Annotated in this window: 23 protein-coding genes and 1 tRNA gene; 20 read left to right on the forward strand and 4 right to left on the reverse strand. The window is 58.9% G+C overall.

Annotated features, from left to right (window positions below; translation table 11 throughout):
• The first annotated feature begins 1 nt into the window (after position 1).
• The 18 genes from GTF44_RS11905 to GTF44_RS11990 all read left to right on the forward strand — a co-directional run bounded on the left by GTF44_RS11905 (position 2) and on the right by GTF44_RS11990 (position 15,636).
• The gene (locus GTF44_RS11905; RefSeq protein ID WP_216365348.1) at positions 2–334 is read left to right on the forward strand and encodes a GPW/gp25 family protein; all 333 of its coding nucleotides are present in this window, start codon (positions 2–4) and stop codon (positions 332–334) included.
• Positions 331–1,332 carry a baseplate J/gp47 family protein gene (locus GTF44_RS11910; RefSeq protein ID WP_171558868.1) on the forward strand — a complete coding sequence of 334 codons (1,002 nt, stop codon included), beginning with the start codon at positions 331–333 and terminating at the stop codon, positions 1,330–1,332. Before GTF44_RS11905 ends, GTF44_RS11910 begins: the two co-directional genes overlap by 4 nt.
• Positions 1,325–1,951 (forward strand): phage tail protein I, encoded by a 627-nt coding sequence (locus GTF44_RS11915; protein ID WP_171558865.1) that lies wholly within the window; start codon positions 1,325–1,327, stop codon positions 1,949–1,951. Before GTF44_RS11910 ends, GTF44_RS11915 begins: the two co-directional genes overlap by 8 nt.
• Position 1,952: 1 nt before the next feature.
• On the forward strand, positions 1,953–3,026 hold the full coding sequence (locus tag GTF44_RS11920; protein WP_171558862.1) for a phage tail protein: 1,074 nt from the start codon (positions 1,953–1,955) through the stop codon (positions 3,024–3,026).
• On the forward strand, positions 3,026–3,601 hold the full coding sequence (locus GTF44_RS11925; RefSeq protein WP_171558860.1) for an FAD-binding dehydrogenase: 576 nt from the start codon (positions 3,026–3,028) through the stop codon (positions 3,599–3,601). The genes GTF44_RS11920 and GTF44_RS11925 overlap by 1 nt, the downstream gene beginning before the upstream one ends.
• A 1-nt stretch (position 3,602) precedes the next feature.
• Positions 3,603–4,829, forward strand: coding sequence for a phage tail protein (locus tag GTF44_RS11930; protein WP_171558857.1), 1,227 nt, complete (start codon positions 3,603–3,605; stop codon positions 4,827–4,829).
• On the forward strand, positions 4,829–5,407 hold the full coding sequence (locus GTF44_RS11935) for an FAD-binding dehydrogenase (RefSeq protein WP_171558854.1): 579 nt from the start codon (positions 4,829–4,831) through the stop codon (positions 5,405–5,407). The genes GTF44_RS11930 and GTF44_RS11935 overlap by 1 nt, the downstream gene beginning before the upstream one ends.
• A gap of 42 nt (positions 5,408–5,449) precedes the next feature.
• Positions 5,450–6,634: a phage tail sheath subtilisin-like domain-containing protein gene (locus GTF44_RS11940; protein ID WP_171558852.1), complete on the forward strand. Its 1,185-nt coding sequence runs from the start codon at positions 5,450–5,452 to the stop codon at positions 6,632–6,634.
• 12 nt (positions 6,635–6,646) lie between these two features.
• Positions 6,647–7,147, forward strand: coding sequence for a phage major tail tube protein (locus tag GTF44_RS11945; RefSeq protein ID WP_253261200.1), 501 nt, complete (start codon positions 6,647–6,649; stop codon positions 7,145–7,147).
• Positions 7,148–7,228: 81 nt separating this feature from the next.
• The gene (locus GTF44_RS11950; RefSeq protein WP_171558849.1) at positions 7,229–7,528 is read left to right on the forward strand and encodes a phage tail assembly protein; all 300 of its coding nucleotides are present in this window, start codon (positions 7,229–7,231) and stop codon (positions 7,526–7,528) included.
• A gap of 26 nt (positions 7,529–7,554) precedes the next feature.
• Positions 7,555–7,701, forward strand: a complete 147-nt coding sequence (locus GTF44_RS11955; RefSeq protein WP_171558847.1) for a GpE family phage tail protein — start codon at positions 7,555–7,557, stop codon at positions 7,699–7,701.
• Between the two features lie 13 nt (positions 7,702–7,714).
• Complete coding sequence (locus tag GTF44_RS11960) at positions 7,715–10,459, forward strand: phage tail tape measure protein (RefSeq protein ID WP_171558844.1); 2,745 nt, start codon at positions 7,715–7,717, stop codon at positions 10,457–10,459.
• A complete protein-coding gene (locus GTF44_RS11965; protein WP_253261199.1) occupies positions 10,459–10,890 on the forward strand; it encodes a phage tail protein in 432 nt (143 codons plus the stop codon). The genes GTF44_RS11960 and GTF44_RS11965 overlap by 1 nt, the downstream gene beginning before the upstream one ends.
• Positions 10,887–11,090 carry a tail protein X gene (locus GTF44_RS11970; RefSeq protein ID WP_171558841.1) on the forward strand — a complete coding sequence of 68 codons (204 nt, stop codon included), beginning with the start codon at positions 10,887–10,889 and terminating at the stop codon, positions 11,088–11,090. The genes GTF44_RS11965 and GTF44_RS11970 overlap by 4 nt, the downstream gene beginning before the upstream one ends.
• 3 nt (positions 11,091–11,093) lie before the next feature.
• Positions 11,094–12,074 carry a contractile injection system protein, VgrG/Pvc8 family gene (locus tag GTF44_RS11975; RefSeq protein WP_171558838.1) on the forward strand — a complete coding sequence of 327 codons (981 nt, stop codon included), beginning with the start codon at positions 11,094–11,096 and terminating at the stop codon, positions 12,072–12,074.
• A 152-nt stretch (positions 12,075–12,226) separates the two neighbouring features.
• The gene (locus GTF44_RS11980) at positions 12,227–13,045 is read left to right on the forward strand and encodes a DNA adenine methylase (protein WP_171558835.1); all 819 of its coding nucleotides are present in this window, start codon (positions 12,227–12,229) and stop codon (positions 13,043–13,045) included.
• 22 nt (positions 13,046–13,067) lie between these two features.
• On the forward strand, positions 13,068–13,403 hold the full coding sequence (locus tag GTF44_RS11985; protein WP_171558832.1) for a hypothetical protein: 336 nt from the start codon (positions 13,068–13,070) through the stop codon (positions 13,401–13,403).
• A gap of 181 nt (positions 13,404–13,584) precedes the next feature.
• Positions 13,585–15,636: a hypothetical protein gene (locus tag GTF44_RS11990; protein WP_171558830.1), complete on the forward strand. Its 2,052-nt coding sequence runs from the start codon at positions 13,585–13,587 to the stop codon at positions 15,634–15,636.
• A gap of 407 nt (positions 15,637–16,043) precedes the next feature.
• Here GTF44_RS11990 and GTF44_RS11995 read toward each other — a convergent pair.
• The 4 genes from GTF44_RS11995 to GTF44_RS12010 all read right to left on the reverse strand — a co-directional run bounded on the left by GTF44_RS11995 (position 16,044) and on the right by GTF44_RS12010 (position 18,317).
• Positions 16,044–16,119 (reverse strand) — tRNA-Thr (locus tag GTF44_RS11995).
• 203 nt (positions 16,120–16,322) lie between these two features.
• Positions 16,323–17,378, reverse strand: a complete 1,056-nt coding sequence (locus GTF44_RS12000; protein ID WP_171558828.1) for a YeeE/YedE thiosulfate transporter family protein — start codon at positions 17,376–17,378, stop codon at positions 16,323–16,325.
• A 43-nt stretch (positions 17,379–17,421) separates the two neighbouring features.
• Positions 17,422–17,724 (reverse strand): metalloregulator ArsR/SmtB family transcription factor, encoded by a 303-nt coding sequence (locus GTF44_RS12005; protein WP_253261211.1) that lies wholly within the window; start codon positions 17,722–17,724, stop codon positions 17,422–17,424.
• A gap of 179 nt (positions 17,725–17,903) precedes the next feature.
• Entirely contained in the window at positions 17,904–18,317 is a 414-nt protein-coding gene (locus GTF44_RS12010) for a hypothetical protein (protein WP_253261198.1), read from the reverse strand.
• 47 nt (positions 18,318–18,364) lie between these two features.
• Here GTF44_RS12010 and GTF44_RS12015 point away from each other — a divergent pair, with 47 nt between their 5' ends.
• Together GTF44_RS12015 and GTF44_RS12020 are read left to right on the forward strand one after the other, a co-directional pair.
• Complete coding sequence (locus GTF44_RS12015) at positions 18,365–19,105, forward strand: cytochrome c biogenesis CcdA family protein (protein ID WP_171558826.1); 741 nt, start codon at positions 18,365–18,367, stop codon at positions 19,103–19,105.
• Between the two features lie 51 nt (positions 19,106–19,156).
• Positions 19,157–19,717 carry a thioredoxin family protein gene (locus GTF44_RS12020; RefSeq protein WP_171559836.1) on the forward strand — a complete coding sequence of 187 codons (561 nt, stop codon included), beginning with the start codon at positions 19,157–19,159 and terminating at the stop codon, positions 19,715–19,717.
• Positions 19,718–19,768 lie beyond the last annotated feature (51 nt).

Genomic DNA, 19,768 nt, shown 5'->3' on the forward strand with positions numbered 1-19,768 from the left:
TATGAACAGGCATACGGGTCGGAAGATCGAAGGTCTAGCGCATCTGGCGCAGTCGATCCTCGACATTCTGACGACGCCCAAAGGCTCGCTGGTGATGCTGCGAGACTACGGCTCCGATTTGCCTGACGTGATCGACCAGCCGCTCAATGGCGAGACCATGATCGACGCTTACCTCGCGACAGCCGAGGCGCTTGACCTTTGGGAGCCTCGCATCGATCTGGCCCGTATCGAATTGGTTGCCACCCGTGCGGGCTACGCCGAGTTCGAACTGTATGACGCGGAAGGAAACGTGATCCCGATGCCTGTCGATCTCAATGCAGAGGTGGCAGCATGAGTGGTTTCACTTCGATCGATCTGAGCAAACTGCCCGCGCCAGAGGTTATCAAGACGGTCGAATATGAGGTGCTGCTGGCTGAAATGAAGGCCGAGGCAATCAGCTTTATGCCTGATCTCGAAGCCTATCTGTCGCTCGAGAGTGAACCGACCGCGCAGCTCCTGCGGGTCTGCGCCTATTACCGGATGCTCGATCGACTGGAGTTCAATGACGGGGCAAGGGCCTGCATGTTGGCGCTTTCCACCGGAAGCAACCTCGATCAGCTCGCTGCTCTTTTTGGCGTTACCCGGCAAGTGATCCAAGAGGCTAACCCGAATGCGGTGCCGCCAATACCCGAGGTGCTTGAGGATGACGACCGGTTGCGCATCCGTGCGCATCTCGCGCCGGAAGGCTTCCCAACAGCGGGACCGCGAGGCGCTTACATCTTCTGGGCGCTGTCTGCGTCGGGTGCAATTAAGGACGTGTCTGTTGACGCACCGCGCTTTGATAAGCTGGAGCTTGATCCCTCTATTGCTGCTCAACTGCCCGCAGATGTTTTAGTGCTTCGGGTCGTCGATGACGCTGGGCTTGACGATCCTATGCCGGGCGATGTGGCAGTTACGGTTCTTTCCCGCGATGGTGACGGCACTCCGTCACAGCAGGATTTGAGTGCCGTTAGCACCGGGTTAAACGAAGAAGATATTCGTCCTCTGACCGATCATCCGCGCGTCAAACCCCCCACAATCATTCCTTATCAGGTCGAAGCCATGCTGACCCTTTACAACGGGCCAGACGAAGGCCTTGTGCTTGCAGCCGCCCGAGAGGCCATTGAAGCCTACGTGGACGAGCATCACCGGCTTGGCCACGACATCACGATTTCTGGCCTACATGCGGCATTACACCAAGCCGGAGTGCAGAATGTCGATCTGATCCAGCCCGCCGCCCATATCGAGGTGGATGATTATCAGGCGGCGTATTGCACCGGCATCACCCTGACCGTGGGAGGTCGTGATGTCTGATCTTTCTTCGGTCCTCAAACCCAACGCGACGCGGCATGACCAGGCGATTGAGCAGGCGATCCGCAAGGGCACCCCCGATCTGACGTCGGTGGCCACGTTGATGAACCCCGACACATGCCCTTCCGAATTGCTTGGGTGGCTCGCTTGGGCCTTCTCGGTCGAGACCTGGGAGGCAAGCTGGCCGGAGGCTACCAAGCGCGCGGTCATCAAGCGCAGCATCGAACTGCACCGCCTGAAGGGTACGATCGGCGCTGTGCGGCGGGCACTGGAGACGCTGGGCTATGCCATCGATATCTCCGAATGGTTCGAATATGGCGGAACACCGTACACCTTCCGCATCGCAGTCGATGTTCTCGGCTCGCACTCCTTAGGCATCGAGATCAGCCCGGACCTCTTGGCCGAGATCGTCGAAGTAATCGACAACGTGAAGCCGGTGCGGGCGCATTTCGACGTGGCGCTCAATGTCTGCATCGATACCCCCGCCTATGCCGGGGCGTTTCAACACACAGCCATAAGGGCAGAAGCGGTGGCAGACATACCGCCCGCACCGGTTCTGACGGCGCAATCTGGATATGCAGCGGTGGCGCACACCCACCTGCGCGTGGAAGTCGGAGGCTGACATGGCATCGTTTGCAATGCTTACGAATGTGGGCCGTAACAAGGAAGCGGCGGCGCTGGCAAATGCCACGGCACTCGAAATCTCCGAAATTGCGTGGGGCGATGGCACCCGTATTCCGGCAGGCGGCGAAACTGCCCTGGAGAATGAACAAGGACGTAAAGCTGTCCAAGGCCAGGGCACTGTTGCAGACGCACTCAACACGGCCTTTTTCGATGTGCTGTTGACCGAGGACGAAGGACCGTTTGTGATCCGCGAAGCCGGTATCTTCGATGTGGATGGCGATATGATCGCCATCGCTCATTATGATCCGCCGGTGAACAAACCGCTCAACACAGTCTCGGCCCATCTGCGCATCAAAGTGGTTTTCACCGACCTACAAAACCTGATTATTCAGATTGACGCCTCCACTGCGTTCGTCACACCGGAGCAGTTGGCTCAAGCGATTGGAGCGCTGAAAGCCCCGACAGTCACACTTCTCACCGAGGGCGCAAACGCCACCTACGTCACGCCGGAAGGCTGCAAAGCGCTGCACGTCAAAGGCGTTGGCGGGGGGGCGGGAGGTGAATTCCCGAGAAGCCACACAGGCATCCCAATCCGCTTTGGCATGCCCGGTGCCGGTGGTGCCGGGTTTGAAGCGTGGCTCACACCGGAGCCATTGCAGGAGTTCACCTACACAGTTGGTGCAGGCGGTTCGCCTGGCAGTTACAGCGATGGGCAGGGCAGCTCCGGCGGCTCCGGCGGCACCACCCGTTTTGGGAGCATCACTGCCAATGGCGGTACCAACGTCCATCCGTCAACGACAGCGACGGCATGGCATGGCAACGATCCGTTAACGAAAGTGCTCACTTTTCGCGGATCACCGGGAAGACGTGACAGCTACAGTTCCGACGACAACCGTGAATTCTTTCAGGATGCCGGGGGGTCCATCTTCGGACCGTCAGATTCGATAGTTGCATGGGGCAGCGGGCAAGACGCCACAGTTCCCGGAACAGGAGGTGTTGGCGGCGTTACGGGGGCGCCCATGTTCCCAAGGTCTGGCGCTGACGGGATTATCGTCGTGACGGAGTACTACTGATGAAGACTGTCGCTGAAATCACCGATGGCCGTGTGACCAATATCGCGCGGATCAAAGCCGATGCGCCTGTGCCTTACGGCTGGGTCGAATGCACCGATGCCGTTTGTATCGGCGATCTCTTTGACGGCCAAGCATTCACGGCCCCTGCTGCCCCTGCAGTTCCGGTGATCCCGTTTGAAGAGGCCAAAGCCTCGGCCATAGCGACAGTGTACGACACGCACGCCAGTTACTTGCGCCAAGCGACTGACAACGCCACGCCCGAAGAGCGGGACACATGGCCTGCGAAGAGCGCGGCTGCAACAGCCTACCTAGCGGGCACCGCCACCGCTGCCCAGATCGCGTTTATGGACGCGGCGGCGGCGCGCGACGGCGTCACGCCTGACGGGCTGGCCGGGACCATCATCACCAAGGCAGACGCATACCTTGGCCATATCGGTCAGGCCGACGATCTCCGTGCTTCGGGCCGCGCCGCCGTCGAGGCCGCTACCACCCACGATGCGCTGCAAGCCGCACTGGACGCGTTCGAGGCCGAGGCACAGGCGGCGTTTGACGCGCTGGGAGCTGAAGGAGGTTAAGATGGCGTCTTACGCAATGCTCACAAGTGTCGGTCGCAACAAAGAAGCGGCGGCTCTTGCCAATGCCTCGGCACTCAACATTGCCGAGATTGCGTGGGGCGATGGCGAGCGCATTCCGGCTGGCGGCGAGATCGCACTGGAGAATGAACAGGGGCGCAAGCCGGTCTCGGCACAGGGTGTCACGGAAGGTGCGCTCAACACTGCCTTTTTCGAAGTGCTGCTGGCCGAGAATGAAGGTCCGTTTGTGATCCGCGAGGCCGGTCTCTTCGATGCGGATGGCGACATGATTGCCGTGGCAATGTATGACCCGCCGGTAAACAAGCCGCTTAACACAGTCTCGGCGCATCTGCGGATCAACGTGGTGTTTTCAGATTTGGAAAACCTGATCATCCGTGTCGATGTCAGCACCGCTTACGCATCGGCAGACCGCACCCTGACGGCAGGCACTGGCCTGAAGGGCGGCGGCGATCTGACCGAAGATCGCACATTCGCCTTGGACTTCGCCACCAAAGCCCAAGCGCTGGCGGGCGAGCGTGCAGACAAGGCAATGTCCCCCCTGCGCGTGGACGAAGCGATCAAGGGAGTGAGACCCCCAACGGTCAGAATATTCACACATGGCGCGGGCGTGTACACCACACCGGTAGGCTGCAAGGCCATACATGTGAAAGGAGTGGCTGGCGGTCAGGGAGGTGAACAACCCTTCGCCACCCTATCAGGTGATTGGCGCTATGGACATCCGGGCGGCGGCGGCGCGGGTTTTGAAGCATGGCTGACGCCAGACCCGGGACAGGAGTACGCCTACGCAGTTGGTGCAGGTGGTTCGGGCGGTTCTGGCGGGATCAACGGCGCATGGGGAGGCCAAGGCGGCAATACCTCCTTTGGGCACATTGGCGCGAATGGCGGCGGTGGGACCCTTCCCGGCCCGACAGCACATGCATCGGGGGGCAACCTCAATTTTCGCGGCTCTCCGGGCATTCAGAACTGGTTCGAAGACAGCGAAGGCCGAGAGCGTCCAAAAATGCCGGGTGGGTCCATTTTCGGGCCGTCTGACTCGTTAAATGACGAGGACATTCAGCAAGCTGCCACAGTACCCGGCACCGGCGGCGCTGGCGGCGTCACTCGGGTTACGGCCTCAACTCAGCCTGTCGGGGTGCCCCCTCCTCCTGCTCCTAGATCTGAGGGGCGAGATGGCGCTGACGGCATCATCATCGTTACGGAGTACTACTGATGAAAAAGGCAGCGCAAATCACCGATGGCTGTGTTTCAAATCTCATAAGGATTGAGGATGACGCGCCCGTCCCTGAAGGTTGGGTCGAAGCAGACGCCGCCGTTCGTATCAATGATGTTTATGACGGCCAGACATTCACGCCGCCTGCTGCCCCGGTCGTCCCGTTTGAAGACGCCAAGGCAAATGCTTTGGCCGAAGTGAACGCAGCGCACGCAAGCTATCTGCGTGCGCTGCTTGAGAGCGCCTCGCAGGAAGAGCGGGACACATGGCCCATAAAGGCCAGTGCCGCAAAAGCATACATGGCCGGAACGGCCACAGATGCTCAGACGGCGCTGATTGAAACCGAGGCGGCGGGCGGGGGTATCTCGCCTGACGATCTGGCCGAGAAAATCATCAACAAGAATGAGTTGGAAGACGCCGCATATCATGACCACATCGGTCAGGCCGCTGCTCTTCGTGCCTCGGGTCGCGCCGCCGTCAAGGCCGCTGCCACCCATGACGACCTGCAAGCCGCACGTGAGGCATTCTACGCCGAGGCTCTTGCCGCGTTTCAGACGCTGGCAGGAGGCCAATCATGACAATCCAAAAGCAAAACAAATCTGCAACCAAAGGAGGCACCCATGCCTGAGCAGTTTCTCCACGGGGTGGAAGTCATCCAGATTGATGATGGTATTCGCCCCATTCGCACCGCCAAAAGCTCGGTGATCGGCCTCGTGGGTACCGCCCCAAATGCTAACGTCGACGAGTTCCCCGAAGACACCCCGCTACTGATCGAAGGACCGCGCAAAGCGGCGCTGCTCGGTGACGCGGGCACTCTGAAGGATGCCTATGAAGCGGTCTATGCCCAGGGCGCTTCCTTGGTCGTGATGGTTCGTGTCGCCGAAGGTGCGGATGCTGCCACGACGCTGGCTAAAGTGGTCGGCGATGCCACCCAAGGCACCGGCCTCTGGGCCTTTGAGGCATCCGCATCCAAGCTTGACCTGACGCCGCGCATCCTCGCTGCACCCGGCTTCACCCAAACCGTGCCTGGCGAGCCTGCCAGCCCGGTCGTCACCAACCTGATCGCAGTCGCCGAAAAACTGCGAGCGGTGGTGGTGGCGGATGGCCCAAACACCAATGAAACCGACGCCAAGGCAGACCGCCAAAACTGGGGGTCCGACAGACTGTTCATTGTAGATCCCGCCGTGACCGTGTTTGACAACGTGTCGGCCTCTTACGTGACCCGACCGGCCTCTGGCTATGTTGCCGGGCTGATCGCCAAGCGCGACATCGAGAAGGGCTTCTGGTGGTCGCCGTCCAACCAGGTGATCAATGGGATCTCCGGCACGGCGCGCCCGGTCAGCTTCCACCTCAGTTCAACCGAAACCGAGGCCAACCGGATGAATGAGGCCGAAGTTGCGACAATCATCCGCCGCGACGGCTTCCGGCTCTGGGGCAACCGGGGCACCAGCCCTGATGCGCAATGGGCCTTCCTGTCTGTCCGCCGCACGGCCGACATCATCTATGAGAGCATTGAGCGCGCCCATCTCTGGGCGATGGACCGCCCAATGTCGGCGCAACTCCTCATGGACATTCGCGACGGCGTTCAGGCGTTCGGTCAGCAGATGGTCAACACTGGCGCTCTCTTGGGCTTCAATTGCTGGCTGGATCCCGAGCTGAACACAGAAGCCACTCTGAAGGCCGGGAAACTCTACCTCGACTTCGACTTTGAACCACCCGCACCGCTTGAGCACTTGATCTTCCGCGCACACCGCAACGGCGACTACTACGACGAGTTGATCGCCGAAGTTGGCGCGGCAGCATAAGGAGGACTGATCATGATGCAGTACCCGCGCACAATCCGTAACTTCAACGCCTTCGTCGATGGGGTCAGCTACGCTGGTCGCGTCCTGGAGGGCAAACTGCCCGAACTGAAGATACAGACGGCAAGCCACCGTGGTGGCGGTATGGACGGCCCTGTCGCTGTCGATATGGGCATGGAGGCAATGCAGGCCGAGCTGACCCTCGCTGAATGGCCACCCGAGTTGATCAAGATGTTTGGCACCCGCCAGCGGATGACCCTGCGTCCCGGCGCGATGGGCGAGAATGACTTCTCGGCCGACAGCTATGTCGGCACGCTTGGTGGTCGCTGGTCCATGACCAACTTCGGTGATCTGAAGTCCGGGTCTGACATGCCGCTGAAGCTGACGCTCGAGGTCGATTACTTCCGCATGCTGAAGGACGGCGACGAGCTGTTCGAGATCGATATCGAGGCAGGCAAGCGGATCATCGGCGGTGTAGATCAGCTCGCTGAGTTGCGCGCCGCGATGGGCTTCTGAACCGCCTACAGTGAACCTCCAGGCGTTAGCGCATCCCCGTTCACGCCTGGTTAAAACACCCTCTCAAACAGGATTTGTACCATGACCAAGAAGAAACATGACGTTACCCTGTCCGCTGCCGTCAAGATCGACGGCAAAGACGTGACCGGCATTGATCTGCGCAAGCCCCAGACTGGCGAACTGCGCGGCCTCAAGATGACGGATGTGCTTCAGATGGACACCGACGCCATGATCAAGCTCTTGCCACGCATCACTCAACCCCCGCTGACCTCGGCTCAGGTAGCCGCACTGGATCCGGCCGACTTCGTGGCGCTCTGCGGGAAGACAGTGCTTTTTTTCGCGAAGAAGTCGGAGCTTCAGGCGCTGGAAGCGAATACCTGAAGCTACCCGACGATGTGGAAGACGCGATGGCCGACATCGCCTCGGTCTTCCACTGGCAGCCTGATGCGATGAGGGGCATGCCCCTCGAAGAGTTGGCACGGTGGCGCGAGAAGGCACGAGAACGCTTCGAGGTTCAGAACAACCCGGGACGTTCCCCGTTGAACCAACGATAGGAACGGAAACGAGATGGCCGCTGGCGACCTGAACATTGCGCTCATTCTGAAGCTGGTGGATCAGGCAACCGGACCAGCACGCGCTGTTACGAACTCCCTCCGCCGGATCGGTGCGGTCACGGAAGAAACGGGTCGCGCCGGTGTCGCCTGGGCCAATGAGCAACTGGCCGCAAATCAGGCTCGCCGTTCGGCCCTCATGGGCGAAGCTTTCGGTGTCGCCGCTCTGGCTGGATCGCTGGCCGCCTCGCTAAAGCCAGCGATTGATTTTGAACGCTCGATGGCCGAGGTCGCGGCCGTCGCCCGCGCTGATGATGAAGAGCTTGCCAAGCTGACAGAGACCGCCCGAGAGTTGGGCGCAACGACACCCTGGGCTGCGTCGGAAGCCGCCCAGGGGATGCGTTTTCTTGCAATGGCAGGTTTCGAGGTCAACGAGACTGTTGAGGCAATGCCCGGAATGCTCAACCTTGCCAGCGCCGGCGCAATCAATCTCGGTCAGGCGGCGGATATTGCCTCGAACGTCTTGAGTGGCTTCGGCATGGAAGCCGATCAGATGGGCCGTCTGGGCGACGTGCTGACCAACACCTTCACCACCTCTAACACCGATCTCACCATGCTGGGTGACACCATGAAATACGTAGCCCCGAATGCGGCTGCGCTTGGCGTATCTCTTGAACAGACAGCGGCGATGGCGGGCAAGCTTGGTGATGCTGGCATCCAGGGCAGCCAGGCGGGCACCGCGCTCCGGGCCATGATGTTGCGTCTGGCGGCGCTTCCTAAGCCTGCGGCCGACGCAATGGCCGAACTGGGCGTACAGACCGTTGATGCCAGCGGCAACCTGCGAGACATGCCCACAATCCTTGCCGAAGTGCATGAGAGCCTTCAGCGCCTCGGCTCTGGCCAGCAAGCCAAGCTGATCAACGATATCTTCGGCATGGAAGCCGCCAGCGCCGCTACGATCCTTCTCGAACAGGCGGGCAGCGGTGCGCTGCAATCCTATGCCGATAGCCTGACCGAGGCAGGTTCGGCTGCGCGTGTGGCCGCAAAACTCAATGAGAACACAGCAGGGTCATTGAAGCGACTGCAAAGCATTGCTGAAAGCGCGGCGATCTCGATCGGCACAGTGCTGTTACCCGAGATCGTCGCATTGATTGAGACTGTCATTCCTGCGATCGCAGCTCTCCAGGGCTTGGCCGAGGCACACCCAGAACTGATCGGCTTGATCTTCAAACTGACTGCTGGGCTTCTGGTCTTCCGTCTCGGCTCGATAGCACTGCGGTGGGTGCTGTTCTCAATACTGACACCAATCTTGCATATTATCCGCGCCGGAAGCTGGCTCCTGGTGCTTCTGCCGCAGCTCGGCCGCGCGCTGCTGGCACTCTTAAACCCGATGAAGCTGGTGCGCGGCGCGTTGATTGCGATCCGTCTTGCATTTCTCGCTACCGGGATCGGTGCACTGTTGGCCGGTGTCGCGATGGCGGGCATCTGGATCTACAACAACTGGCAGGGTTTGAAGACTTTCTTTGTCGGTTTCTGGCGCACCTTCCGCGAGGCGCTTGGCCCGGCCGCTCCCATGCTTGACGCCATCATCAACTACGCCCAGCAGATTTGGGAATGGTTCACGAACCTGCTCGGTCCGATGGATGCAACCGAAGAGCAATGGCTGAGCTGGGGTCAGAACGCCGGTGAAGCCCTCGGTGAGGTGGTCGGTAGTGTTGCACGCTGGGTTGAAGAGAACAAAGGGCTGATCAGCACCGTTGCCAGGCTCTATGCGTGGTTCTTTGCACTCCGCCTGATCTGGCAGTTCCCAATGGCTCCGATCCGCACCGCTGGTCGCGTTCTGGCGTGGGTAGCAACTGGTCCGATCAAGTGGTTGCTAGGCGGCGTTGGCCTCTTATCCAAGGCATTCATCCGCCTCGGCGTTCTGATGCTGACCAATCCGATCGGGCTGATCATCGCCGGTGTCGCAGCGCTTGCCTACGTCGTCTACGACAACTGGGATCAGATCGTCAGCTTCGTCATCGAGAAGGTGGATGCCGTCAAAGCGGCCTTTGATGAAGGGCTGTTAAACGGGGTGTTTAAACTCTTGGCTGAGTTCAATCCGTTTACGCTTGCGACCGAGGCAATGAAGGGTCTGATAGCCTATGTCATGGAATTGTTGGGCGTCCCGGAAGAGATCGTTCAAGCGTTCCGTGAGTTCAGCCTATTTGATGTCGGTGTCGAGTTGCTGCAGGGGCTATGGGACGGAATGGCCTCCCTTGTGCCGCAGATGGTTGCCGCGATCTCAGAGAAGTTGTCTAGCATCGTGCCAGACTGGATGCAGGATGCCTGGAACTGGGTGACTGCGGCAGAGGATGCGCCTGAAGCAAACCCGAACGGTGAACGCGATCGCGGAGGCCCGGTCCGTGCGGGCATGCCTTACCTGGTGGGCGAACGCAGCCCGGAGATTTTCGTGCCGGGCGTATCGGGCACCATTCTGCCCGGTCGTGTGCTGAAGGCCGCAATGGCGGCCTCGGCGATTGCCGCGCCGGTTGCTGCGATGCCCTCCCATGCCGAGATCGTCGAAACTCTTGATCGTCGCCCGGTGATGTCGGCTCCAGCTCCCGCGCCACAGATCACCCGAGAAGGCGACACTGTCACGATCAACATTTATCCGACGCAGGGCATGAGTGCGGAAGACATTGGCCGCGAGGTTGAGCGTCGTCTGGCACGGCGTGAAGATGCGCGGCGCGCAGATCTGCACGACGGGGTGGATTACTGATGCAGCTTGGACTGGTCATGATGGCGCTCGGAAGCTTTCGGTTTGGAATGACGAACGGGGCTTACCAACAGTTTTCACGAAACGCCGGGTATCGCTGGAACGAGGTCGAACGTATCGGCCGCGAACCGGCGTTGCAGTATCTCGGTCCCGGCGCACAGGAGGTTGCGATCGAGGGCGTGATCTATCCGCACTTCAAGGGGGGACTGCACCAGGTCGATCTGATGCGTCTGAATGCAGGCAATGGCCTACCGATGATGATGGTCGATGGCTTGGGTTGGGTTTGGAAACGCTGGGTGATTGTGCGGGTGGAAGAGCGCAAGAGCTATCTCCTACGCGACGGCGCGCCACGCAAGATTGAGTTCTCACTCACTCTTAAGAGCTACGGGCCGGATACTGGCGATTTGGCTTCGTTCATCGGAGGTCTGCTATGAGTACCTACCGCACGATCGATGGCGACATGGTCGATGCCATCTGTAAGTCTCATTACGGCCGCGAAGATATGACGGTCGCCGTCTATAATGCCAATCCCGGCCTCGCCGCGCTTGGGCCAGTCTTGCCAAAGGGCGTGTTGATCAAGCTGCCCAACGTGCCCGAGCAAACTGTCCGCAAACCGATCCGGCTCTGGGGGTGATCCATGCACATCGCTTATCAGATCATCGCTGACGGAACGGATGTCACCGGCAACTTTCAGGACCGCCTTACGAGCCTGACCATCATCGATGAGGCCGGGCTGAAGTCCGACACGGCCGAGATCATGGTTGATGATCGCGATTACCTGGTCGCGCTGCCTAAAACTGGCGCAAAGCTCAAGATCGCTCTCGGTTTTGTCGGAGACCTTGTCGAGATCGGAACCTATGTTGTCGATGAAACAAGCGGGGAGATCGCGCCGGACACCATGACGATCAGCGCCAAGGCGACCGATATGCTGAGTGGTATCCGCGCCCGCAAGACACGAAGCTGGCGCGACGTGACGATCGAGGACATCGTCGGCAAGATCGCCGGTGAACACGGTCTTAAATCGCTGGTGAGCGACAGTTTGAAGGCGCATTCTTACAGGTACCAAGCGCAGACATCCGAGAGCGATCTCAACTTCCTGACCCGGCTGGCCAAGGGTCTAGACGCTGTCTCAAAGCCCGCAGGCGAATACCTAGTCTTCACCAAGCACGGAGAAGGCAAAGCTGCGGACGGATCAGATTTGCCCATCTTTGTCGTTCACCGCACTCAAATGAAGGGTGGCTCCTGGAAAATCACCGGGCGCGGGAGATACGGCCGGGTGACTGCTGAATGGGGCGAGCGCGGTACCGCAGTTACCCGCAGGGCGACCGCCGGGGACAGGGAGCCAGAGCTGGCGCTGCGCCATCGCTATCCCACCGAAGCTGAAGCCCAAAGTGCGGCCGACGCTGCCCTCACGCGTTCACGCCGGGCCAGCGGCAAGATCAGCATCGAACTGGGTGGTTTCTGGGGTGACCTAATGGCCGAGGCCAAGGTCGATCTCCAGGGCATCAAGCCTGAGCTGACCGGCGAATGGCTAATCACCCGTGTCCAGCACCGTCTAACCGACACCCTGACCACCAGCTTTGATGCCGAGCGCGACAATGAGAAGGGCAAGGGATGAGCGAATTGAGCGTCGAATAACGGAGGTCAAGGGGCGCGCCAACGCCCCTCAACACGGGGCCAAACTCTCACATCCGACCCCGCCGACCAGCAAAAGCTTATGGCCGCTCCTCCCTTCGAAGGGATCGGCATTGAGGCACGATTCTACACCCTATGAAAAGAGAGCTTTTACACCCCGTTAAACCCGTCAATCCAGTAGCGCCTTGGCTCGGCGGGAAGCGCAATCTTGCGAAGCGGATCACCGCCATCCTTGATGGTGTCCAGCACCAGACCTACGCCGAGCCATTCGTCGGCATGGGTGGTATCTTCCTGCGGCGCGCAATGCAGCCGCGCTCGGAAGTGATCAACGATTTCGGCCGCGATGTCAGCAATCTGTTCCGCATCCTGCAAAGGCACTATCCGCAATTCCTGGAGGTGCTGCGCTTCCAGCTCACCACCCGCGCCGAGTTTCTACGCTTGGTCGATACCGATCCAGACACCCTAACCGATCTGGAGCGTGCTGCGCGCTTTCTTTACCTGCAGCGCACCGCTTTCGGAGGCAAGGTCTCAGGCCGCAACTTTGGTGTCAGCAAGGATCGGCCGGGCCGCTTCAACCTGACCACGCTAGAACCCATGCTGGAAGACTTGCACAGCCGCATGGCGGGTGTCGTGATCGAATGCCTGGACTATGCCGAGTTCATCTGGCGCTATGATGGCCCAGCTACTCTGTTCTATCTCGACCCACCTTATTGGGGCAGCGAGAGTGACTACGGCAAAGATATGTTCGCCCGTGAAGAGTTTGATCAGATGGCAGACCAGCTCGGCCGGATCAAAGGCCGCTTCCTGATGTCGATTAATGACGTACCCGAAATCCGTGAGATTTTTGACGCCTTCCACCTAAGTCAGGTTTCCACTACCTATTCGGTCAGCAAGGTCAATGAAGGACGAGGCCAGCGCGCCGAACTGCTGATCTCGAACTTTAGATTCGACTGAACTATCGAAGGAACACGGTTTAATGAAACTGGTAGCATCGACCGCTCTAGCGCTCGCCCTGACCGCACCTCAAGCAATCGCTGAAGACCTGGCACCGGATGCGTGGGTTTCCGAAGCGAGTTGCGCCGATGTACTCCACCGCATAAAAAACCCGATGGACAAAACCGGAGTGTCTTCCCCTATGTCAGCTTTGGCTTACGTCGGTGCGATCTTCGGTTACATCGAAGGCTACCGAGCCGCGCGAGACCTCGCAATGGCACCTGATGAATTTAAAAAGGACGTACTGGGCCGATGTGTAGATTTGCCTGAAGTACCGTTCAAGGTCTCGCTTGAACAGGCCGCATCCGACGCCGCTTAAACACTTCGAGCGGCTACAAACGTTACTGCAAACAGCCCTTATGGCCGTAGGGGTCCGAACTCGTGGCTTCCCTTCAAGATGAGCAATCAACCTTTGGGCGCTCAGTGAGCATGCGATTTCCTTCGCGTTGCCGCGATTCACCGTGGTAGGAAGCTGGGACAGTTAGTATTTGGGGGACGGCATGACACAACTTATCGGCGACGTAGCAAACCGAGTGCTTCGCCTACCCAAGCCTTCCAACACAGCCGATGCACTGCAACCGGTGTTCGAAGCCGTCAGCAACGGCATGCACGCGATACAAGACAAGTTCCGCGACAAGGCACAGTCGGCCGGGTCGTTGCAAGTTCTTTTCGAAGACATCCGCAACTCGGCGACGTACCAAGTCATTGTTACAGACAACGGGATTGGGCTCGATGACGAGCGCTTCAATGCGTTTTGCACCACAGACACAGCATTCAAGATTGCGCGCGGTGGCAAAGGCGTGGGAAGGCTTCTGTGGCTGGACGCGTTCAGCATGATCCACGTCAATAGTATATTCGAAGAAGGCGGAAGGTTGTATCGCCGGACCTTTGATTTCAGTCTTTCGGGCGTCGAACCGATATTCAACGAGGAGCTATCGGAGATATCTGGACGCGCCGAGACCGGGACGGCGATTACGCTCACTGGCCTAAGGTCAAACTCATACGCAACGGCCATGCCAGTCCAGTTTGCGGTAATTCAGAAACACTTCGCCTCCCATTTCCTCGCAGACTTTCTGTTGGGCAAAGCGCCTGCGATGACGGTGAGCTTCGAAGACCGCGATGCATCGTTTCCGCAAGCGGTGAATGATTTGTTGGTTGAGAAACGGGAAAGCGTTGACTTCACCTCGAACACTTTCGGCGATCTGACTCTTGATGGTTACATCATGAAGAAAGAGGCCAGTTCCGATCTCGACGGCAGCCACCAGATGCACTTGGTTTCGTCTGGTCGAACGGTACAGACCCGAAAGATCGACGGCTTGCTCGGGGTCAAGAAAATCGGCCCGGACAATGACAGTGTACTTCATTGCTGCGTAACCGGACCGTTCTTGGATGAGCGGGTGAACCAAGAGCGCACACAGTTCAATTTCGGCGAAGATGTCGCCGCCGACCTTACAAAAGAATGCGTGGATCAGGCCAAAGCAAATATCGTGGTCGAAGAGGTCTCATCCTACGAGGATTACCGTATTGGACGGTTGGATGATTTCGTCGAGTACTACCCCAGCTTTGGGTTCGAAGACACGCCTTCGCTTCTGAAAAGGACGCCCGTGAGTGCGGACAACCATGAGGCCTTCGCAAAGGCGCTCATCCCGCACAAGATTCGCGCAGACAAGGATCGGCGAGAACAGGTGCAGGCAGTGCTGGATCGTTTGATGACTGACGAGGGAATCCAGCCTGACCTATCAGAAGAAATCAGAAAGGTGGCAGCCGCCGCATCGGCAGACGAAAATCGCCAACTCATGGAATACGTGATACGGCGGAAGTTCATTATAGAGATACTGGATGCGCTTCTGGGCAAGGTCCGGGTCCTAAGCGGGAAGTTCGACACACACCTTGAAGGGACATTCCACCAACTGATTTGTCCTATGCGGGTTGTCGGGAACGACCCATACCGCACGGCTCCCGCCTCGCATGATCTATGGCTTCTGGATGAACGGTTAGCTCCGGCAAAATATTTCGCCTCGGACGCACGAATTGAAGATTTTATGGTCGACGGTGACAAGGATCGGGTTGACTTGATGATCTGGGACAAGGTGCATGGTTTGGGCCTTGGACATGACGACAAGCTGTCACGGGTTCTTCTTGTGGAATTCAAAAAACCTGAACGCACCGGTTACAGCGGGAACTATGTTCTCGGCCGTCAGATGAATCGATACATCGAGAAACTGAAGAACCGAGAAGTGCGCTCGCACACCGGCACTATTGTCGAGTTGTCGGAAGATGTTGTGTTCCATTGTTACGTTGTCGCCGACATTGTCGGCGATCTCGAAGCCGACACTCGAAACTGGAATCGCTCCCCGAGCGGACGTGGGCGTTTTCAATATCTGCAAGGTGACGACAAAGGCACCATTGAGGTCGTGGAATGGAAAGAGCTGGTTCGGGACGCAAAAGTGCGCAACCAGAACTTCCTTGAGGCCGCAAGGCTGTCTTTCACGCAGAAAGGTGATCGCCTGTTCGCTGGCGACAACACCGATCAAACCGAAGCTGCTGAATAGCGTGGCAGATACTGAAGAGGTGAAAAGGCCGCTTCTGACGCCTGCATCACTACTCGGCTTGTATGAGAGGATTGTTTGCCGCCTTGGCCTGAAATGCGACGGACGCTCGAAATGGAAACTGGGGAAATCTGCACTTTTCAGTCATTCGCGTCGCCAAATCGCCCAGAGACAGAAAAAGTTCTGCTGCAAATATCCTTGTCACACACTGCAAAAAGTCGTGGCGAGCTACACTCGCTATGAGTTTCTGCGAAAGGGTCCTCTATTCTTGCAAAACGTGTGCCCCCGAACTCGGCAGCGTGTCCGCGCCGTCGTATTAAGAGCCCCATGACCGAAGCTTCGAGGTTGCTCAAGGCAGGTAACCCATTGAAATAAAGATATTTTAGGAAGCAGATATCGAGGTTATGAATTGGTGCCCCCACACGGACTCGAACCGCGGACCCTCTGATTACAAATCAGATGCTCTACCAGCTGAGCTATAGGGGCAAACCGTTCCTTGGTCTCATTCTCAGAACGTGGCGCGGATATAGCAACCAAAACCATGCGGATGCAACGCATAAAACTGCCCCATTGTGACAAGGTGTCGAACAAGCTCACAGACCCGATGGTGCTCACCCACAGGCTCTCTCAATCAAAAGAGCGTTTGCGGATTTCGACGTCGTATCCGTTGGCGACATTTTTGACACGCCTCAATTGGCCGAGACCAACCCAACAATCAAATGGCGAAGTCCAAGCCAGGCTCCGACCCAGATCGAGGCCGCCACCAGTGGGGCCGTGATCGAAAGAAGGGACAGGGCTGACAGCCCCTGCCCCACACTGCACCCGGCCGCAAGGACAGCGCCGACGCCCATGAGCGCGCCGCCCGCCAGTTGGCGTTTCAACTCCCGCGGGTCTTCGCAGGCTTCCCAGCGGAACCCGTCGCGGATCACACTGCCGATAAAGCCACCCATCACCACGCCAAGGACGGACCCGATTCCAAAGCTTGGCGCCAGAACGGTAGAGAACATCACATAACGGATGGCATCGCCAATCGGCGCGGTAAAGGTGTGGGAGCCGATCCGCAGTGCTTCGAACCCATGGGTGGCGACCCAATAGGTCCCCACAAAACCCGAACTGATCGCGAGGCCCACCATCGCGCCCCAGAACAAGCGCAGAAGGCGGTCCCTCGGCCCGATCCATCGCAGCGCGGCCACGATCAAGACCGCGCCGATCACGCCCCCGATCGCCGCAGGCGAGACCCCGAAGGTGCCCGACAGGATATGGGCATAGCCGGTTGCCGTATCGGGCTCCGGAATGGTTGGAAAGAGCCTGGCGCGGACCGGGCTGAAGAGCCCGCTGATCGTCACATAGGCCGCAACGCCCATCACCAGCGCAATCATCAGCGCCCGCAGGTCGCCGCCGCCGAGCCGGGCGAGCATCCCATAGCCGCAATTGCCAGCCTGGGCCATGCCATAGCCGAACAAGAGGCCACCAAGGATCGCGCCGAAAACCGAATACCGGTTCGACAAGTAAATCGTCTGGCCCAGGTCAATTAAGCCCGCGGCGCTCGTGCCAAAATTGGCCAGCATAGCAACGCCCAGCGCCGCCACCCACATCCAGAGACGGCCCCGGTCATCGCCATAATGCACGTCTTCGATCATGCCGAGCGTGCAGAATTGGCCCAGCCGCGCCGCAAGGCCCAAGACGACACCGCCCACAAGCCCAATAAGCAGCACAAGCTGCGCCTCAGAGATAAGGTCGAGCACGTTCCCTCCCATGCACCGACCGCAGGTCTCTCAACTGACGATCTTAGGTGCAGAACAACTCGTAGACTTGTTCGATGATCTTGCGCGCCCGATCATCTGTCAAACGATAAAAGATTTGTTTGCCCTCTCTGCGGGCCGTGACCAGCCCTTCCAGCCGCAGCCGGGAGAGCTGTTGCGACACTGCCGCCTGGCGTGAGGCCAAGAGCCGCTCGATGTCAGTGACCGACCGCTCGCCATTGGCCAAGGCGCAGAGGATCATCAAACGGCCCTCATGGCTGATCGCTTTCAGAAAATCCGACGCGGTCTGGGCATTGGCGCGAATCCGGGCCTTCGTCGCTTCGTCCATCGTGGCGTCGAGGTCAGGCAGAATCGTCGACATCGCAGTCTCCCCGCTTGGCGGGATCGCACGATCCATCGCAACGGCGCTGCGTATGTCGGTGTTCTCAGTCATCGGCAGTCCCTTTTTCCGGCTGAGACATGGGATATGGGGGCTGAGAGGTCAATAAAAACGTCCTATTCCCTTAATCAATTAATCGTCGGTGTGGCCCAATCAGGATCGGCTCGATCCAAGAGTTGTCCAAGTTGCCACCAGAAAAACTCCTCTCCCGGATAGCCTTCGATCCGCCCGACCTCCTGCCCCTCGTCAATCAAGAGAAAGGTGGGCGTGTAGACCGGCGCGCTGGTCAAGCTCAGGTCATCGATTTGGGGCGCGCCCATCGTGACCCTGTGCAGCGGTGCGGCCAGCCCTTCGGGTGTAATCGGATACTCCGGCCCGACCTCCGCGCGCCAACGGGCACACCACATACAACCGGGTTCCTCCACCATCACCAATGTCATCTCGGCCTGGGCGATGCGTGGCGCCGCCACACCGGCAACACCAAGAACGACCGTGACAAAGCACAGACGAATTAGAAAAGGGATGATTGACCGGATCGACATATTATCTCTAATATGAATATTTGAATGTGAAGTCACGTAGGTAACGCATGTTTGATATCACGACAACGGGTGCGTTTCTAGCCGGGCTTCTGTCCTTCCTGTCGCCCTGCATCCTGCCAATGGTGCCGTTTTACCTCAGTTATCTTGGGGGTGTGAGCGCCGCGCAGGTCGCCAATGGCGCGCCGGTTACGGCGGCGGTGCGGACCCGCGCGATCTTTGCCGCCTGCATCTTCGCCGCTGGTATCATGACGGTTTTTGTGGGGCTTGGCGCCTCCGCCTCCGTCTTTGGGCAGGTCTTGCGGGATTGGTTCGACATCTTGCGCTGGATTGCGGCGGGACTGATCATTGTCATGGGTCTACACTTCCTTGGGGTGTTCAAAATCGGGATTTTGAACCGGCAGTGGCAGGCCGACACCGGCAGCATGTCCAATCTCAGCCTCGGCGGCGCTTATCTGATCGGTTTGGCCTTCGCCTTTGGCTGGACGCCCTGCGTCGGGCCGGTCTTGGCCGCGATCCTGTTCACTGCGGCGGGCACCGATACCGCGAGCCAAGGGGCTTGGCTGCTGACGGCCTATGGGCTGGGCATGACCCTGCCCTTCATTGGCGCTGCCGCCTTCGTCGGCCCATTCATGGTGCTGATGGGGCGGTTCCGCCGCCATCTGGGCGCGGTGGAGAAGACGATGGGGGCGTTTTTGATTCTGTTCGGCGTGCTCATCGCCACCAATGGGCTGCTCTATATCGGGCAGTGGATGATTGAGAATTTCGAGGTGTTCCGGACGATGGGGTGAGGATCGACCGGACGGCAATTCAGGAGGAGGTTTGCCATGTGGATCCGAGCGATGATTGCGGCGGCGGTGCTGGCGGTGAGCCCCGTCATGGTTCAGGCGGAGGCTGTCGGAGATGATGGGCTGCATATCGCGCCCTGGCTGAACGACACGTTCCGCGATCTGCGCGAAGATCTGGACGAAGCGAATGCCAATGGTCAGCGGCTGGCGATCATCATCGAACAGCGCGGCTGCATCTACTGCACGCAGATGCATGAAGAGGTCTTCGTCGTTCCCGAGATCGAGCAGATGCTGACCGAGGATTTCTTTTTCGTGCGCATCAATATGCACGGCTCGACCGAAGTGACTGATTTCGACGGCGAGATGATGAGCGAGCGCGATGCCGCGCGGCGCTGGCGCACCCTGTTTACCCCGACGATCCTGTTTTTCCCGGAGGACGTGCCCGAGGACCTGACGGCCACTGAGGCCGCCGTGGTCACCATGCCCGGCGCGTTTGAGCGCTGGACAACCTTCAACATGCTGACCTGGGTGTTGGACAGGGGCTACGACGGCGAGGAAGATTTCCAGCGCTATCACGCCCGGATGCTGCAAACACAACTGTCTCAGGAAAACTGAGCATCGAAAAACAAGGGCACCCGACCCTCATATGCAAAAAATCAAATGTGT

Source organism: Roseobacter sp. HKCCD6576-2 (genome assembly GCF_013179285.1).
In the GTDB taxonomy this organism is placed as follows: domain Bacteria; phylum Pseudomonadota; class Alphaproteobacteria; order Rhodobacterales; family Rhodobacteraceae; genus Rhodophyticola; species Rhodophyticola oceani.

Bases quoted from the DNA above. Each gene is read 5' to 3' on its own strand.
- GTF44_RS11910 (WP_171558868.1), top strand. From the start codon at position 331: ATGAGTGGTTTCACTTCGATCGATCTGAGCAAACTGCCCGCGCCAGAG.
- GTF44_RS11970 (WP_171558841.1), top strand. From the start codon at position 10,887: ATGAGTACCTACCGCACGATCGATGGCGACATGGTCGATGCCATCTGT.
- GTF44_RS11920 (WP_171558862.1), top strand. From the start codon at position 1,953: ATGGCATCGTTTGCAATGCTTACGAATGTGGGCCGTAACAAGGAAGCG.
- GTF44_RS12005 (WP_253261211.1), bottom strand. From the start codon at position 17,724: ATGGACGAAGCGACGAAGGCCCGGATTCGCGCCAATGCCCAGACCGCG.
- GTF44_RS11950 (WP_171558849.1), top strand. From the start codon at position 7,229: ATGACCAAGAAGAAACATGACGTTACCCTGTCCGCTGCCGTCAAGATC.
- GTF44_RS11965 (WP_253261199.1), top strand. From the start codon at position 10,459: ATGCAGCTTGGACTGGTCATGATGGCGCTCGGAAGCTTTCGGTTTGGA.
- GTF44_RS11980 (WP_171558835.1), top strand. From the start codon at position 12,227: ATGAAAAGAGAGCTTTTACACCCCGTTAAACCCGTCAATCCAGTAGCG.
- GTF44_RS11925 (WP_171558860.1), top strand. From the start codon at position 3,026: ATGAAGACTGTCGCTGAAATCACCGATGGCCGTGTGACCAATATCGCG.
- GTF44_RS12010 (WP_253261198.1), bottom strand. From the start codon at position 18,317: ATGTCGATCCGGTCAATCATCCCTTTTCTAATTCGTCTGTGCTTTGTC.
- GTF44_RS11915 (WP_171558865.1), top strand. From the start codon at position 1,325: ATGTCTGATCTTTCTTCGGTCCTCAAACCCAACGCGACGCGGCATGAC.
- GTF44_RS11940 (WP_171558852.1), top strand. From the start codon at position 5,450: ATGCCTGAGCAGTTTCTCCACGGGGTGGAAGTCATCCAGATTGATGAT.
- GTF44_RS11955 (WP_171558847.1), top strand. From the start codon at position 7,555: ATGGCCGACATCGCCTCGGTCTTCCACTGGCAGCCTGATGCGATGAGG.
- GTF44_RS11945 (WP_253261200.1), top strand. From the start codon at position 6,647: ATGATGCAGTACCCGCGCACAATCCGTAACTTCAACGCCTTCGTCGAT.
- GTF44_RS11990 (WP_171558830.1), top strand. From the start codon at position 13,585: ATGACACAACTTATCGGCGACGTAGCAAACCGAGTGCTTCGCCTACCC.
- GTF44_RS11930 (WP_171558857.1), top strand. From the start codon at position 3,603: ATGGCGTCTTACGCAATGCTCACAAGTGTCGGTCGCAACAAAGAAGCG.
- GTF44_RS11935 (WP_171558854.1), top strand. From the start codon at position 4,829: ATGAAAAAGGCAGCGCAAATCACCGATGGCTGTGTTTCAAATCTCATA.
- GTF44_RS11905 (WP_216365348.1), top strand. From the start codon at position 2: ATGAACAGGCATACGGGTCGGAAGATCGAAGGTCTAGCGCATCTGGCG.
- GTF44_RS11960 (WP_171558844.1), top strand. From the start codon at position 7,715: ATGGCCGCTGGCGACCTGAACATTGCGCTCATTCTGAAGCTGGTGGAT.
- GTF44_RS12020 (WP_171559836.1), top strand. From the start codon at position 19,157: ATGATTGCGGCGGCGGTGCTGGCGGTGAGCCCCGTCATGGTTCAGGCG.
- GTF44_RS12015 (WP_171558826.1), top strand. From the start codon at position 18,365: ATGTTTGATATCACGACAACGGGTGCGTTTCTAGCCGGGCTTCTGTCC.
- GTF44_RS11985 (WP_171558832.1), top strand. From the start codon at position 13,068: ATGAAACTGGTAGCATCGACCGCTCTAGCGCTCGCCCTGACCGCACCT.
- GTF44_RS11975 (WP_171558838.1), top strand. From the start codon at position 11,094: ATGCACATCGCTTATCAGATCATCGCTGACGGAACGGATGTCACCGGC.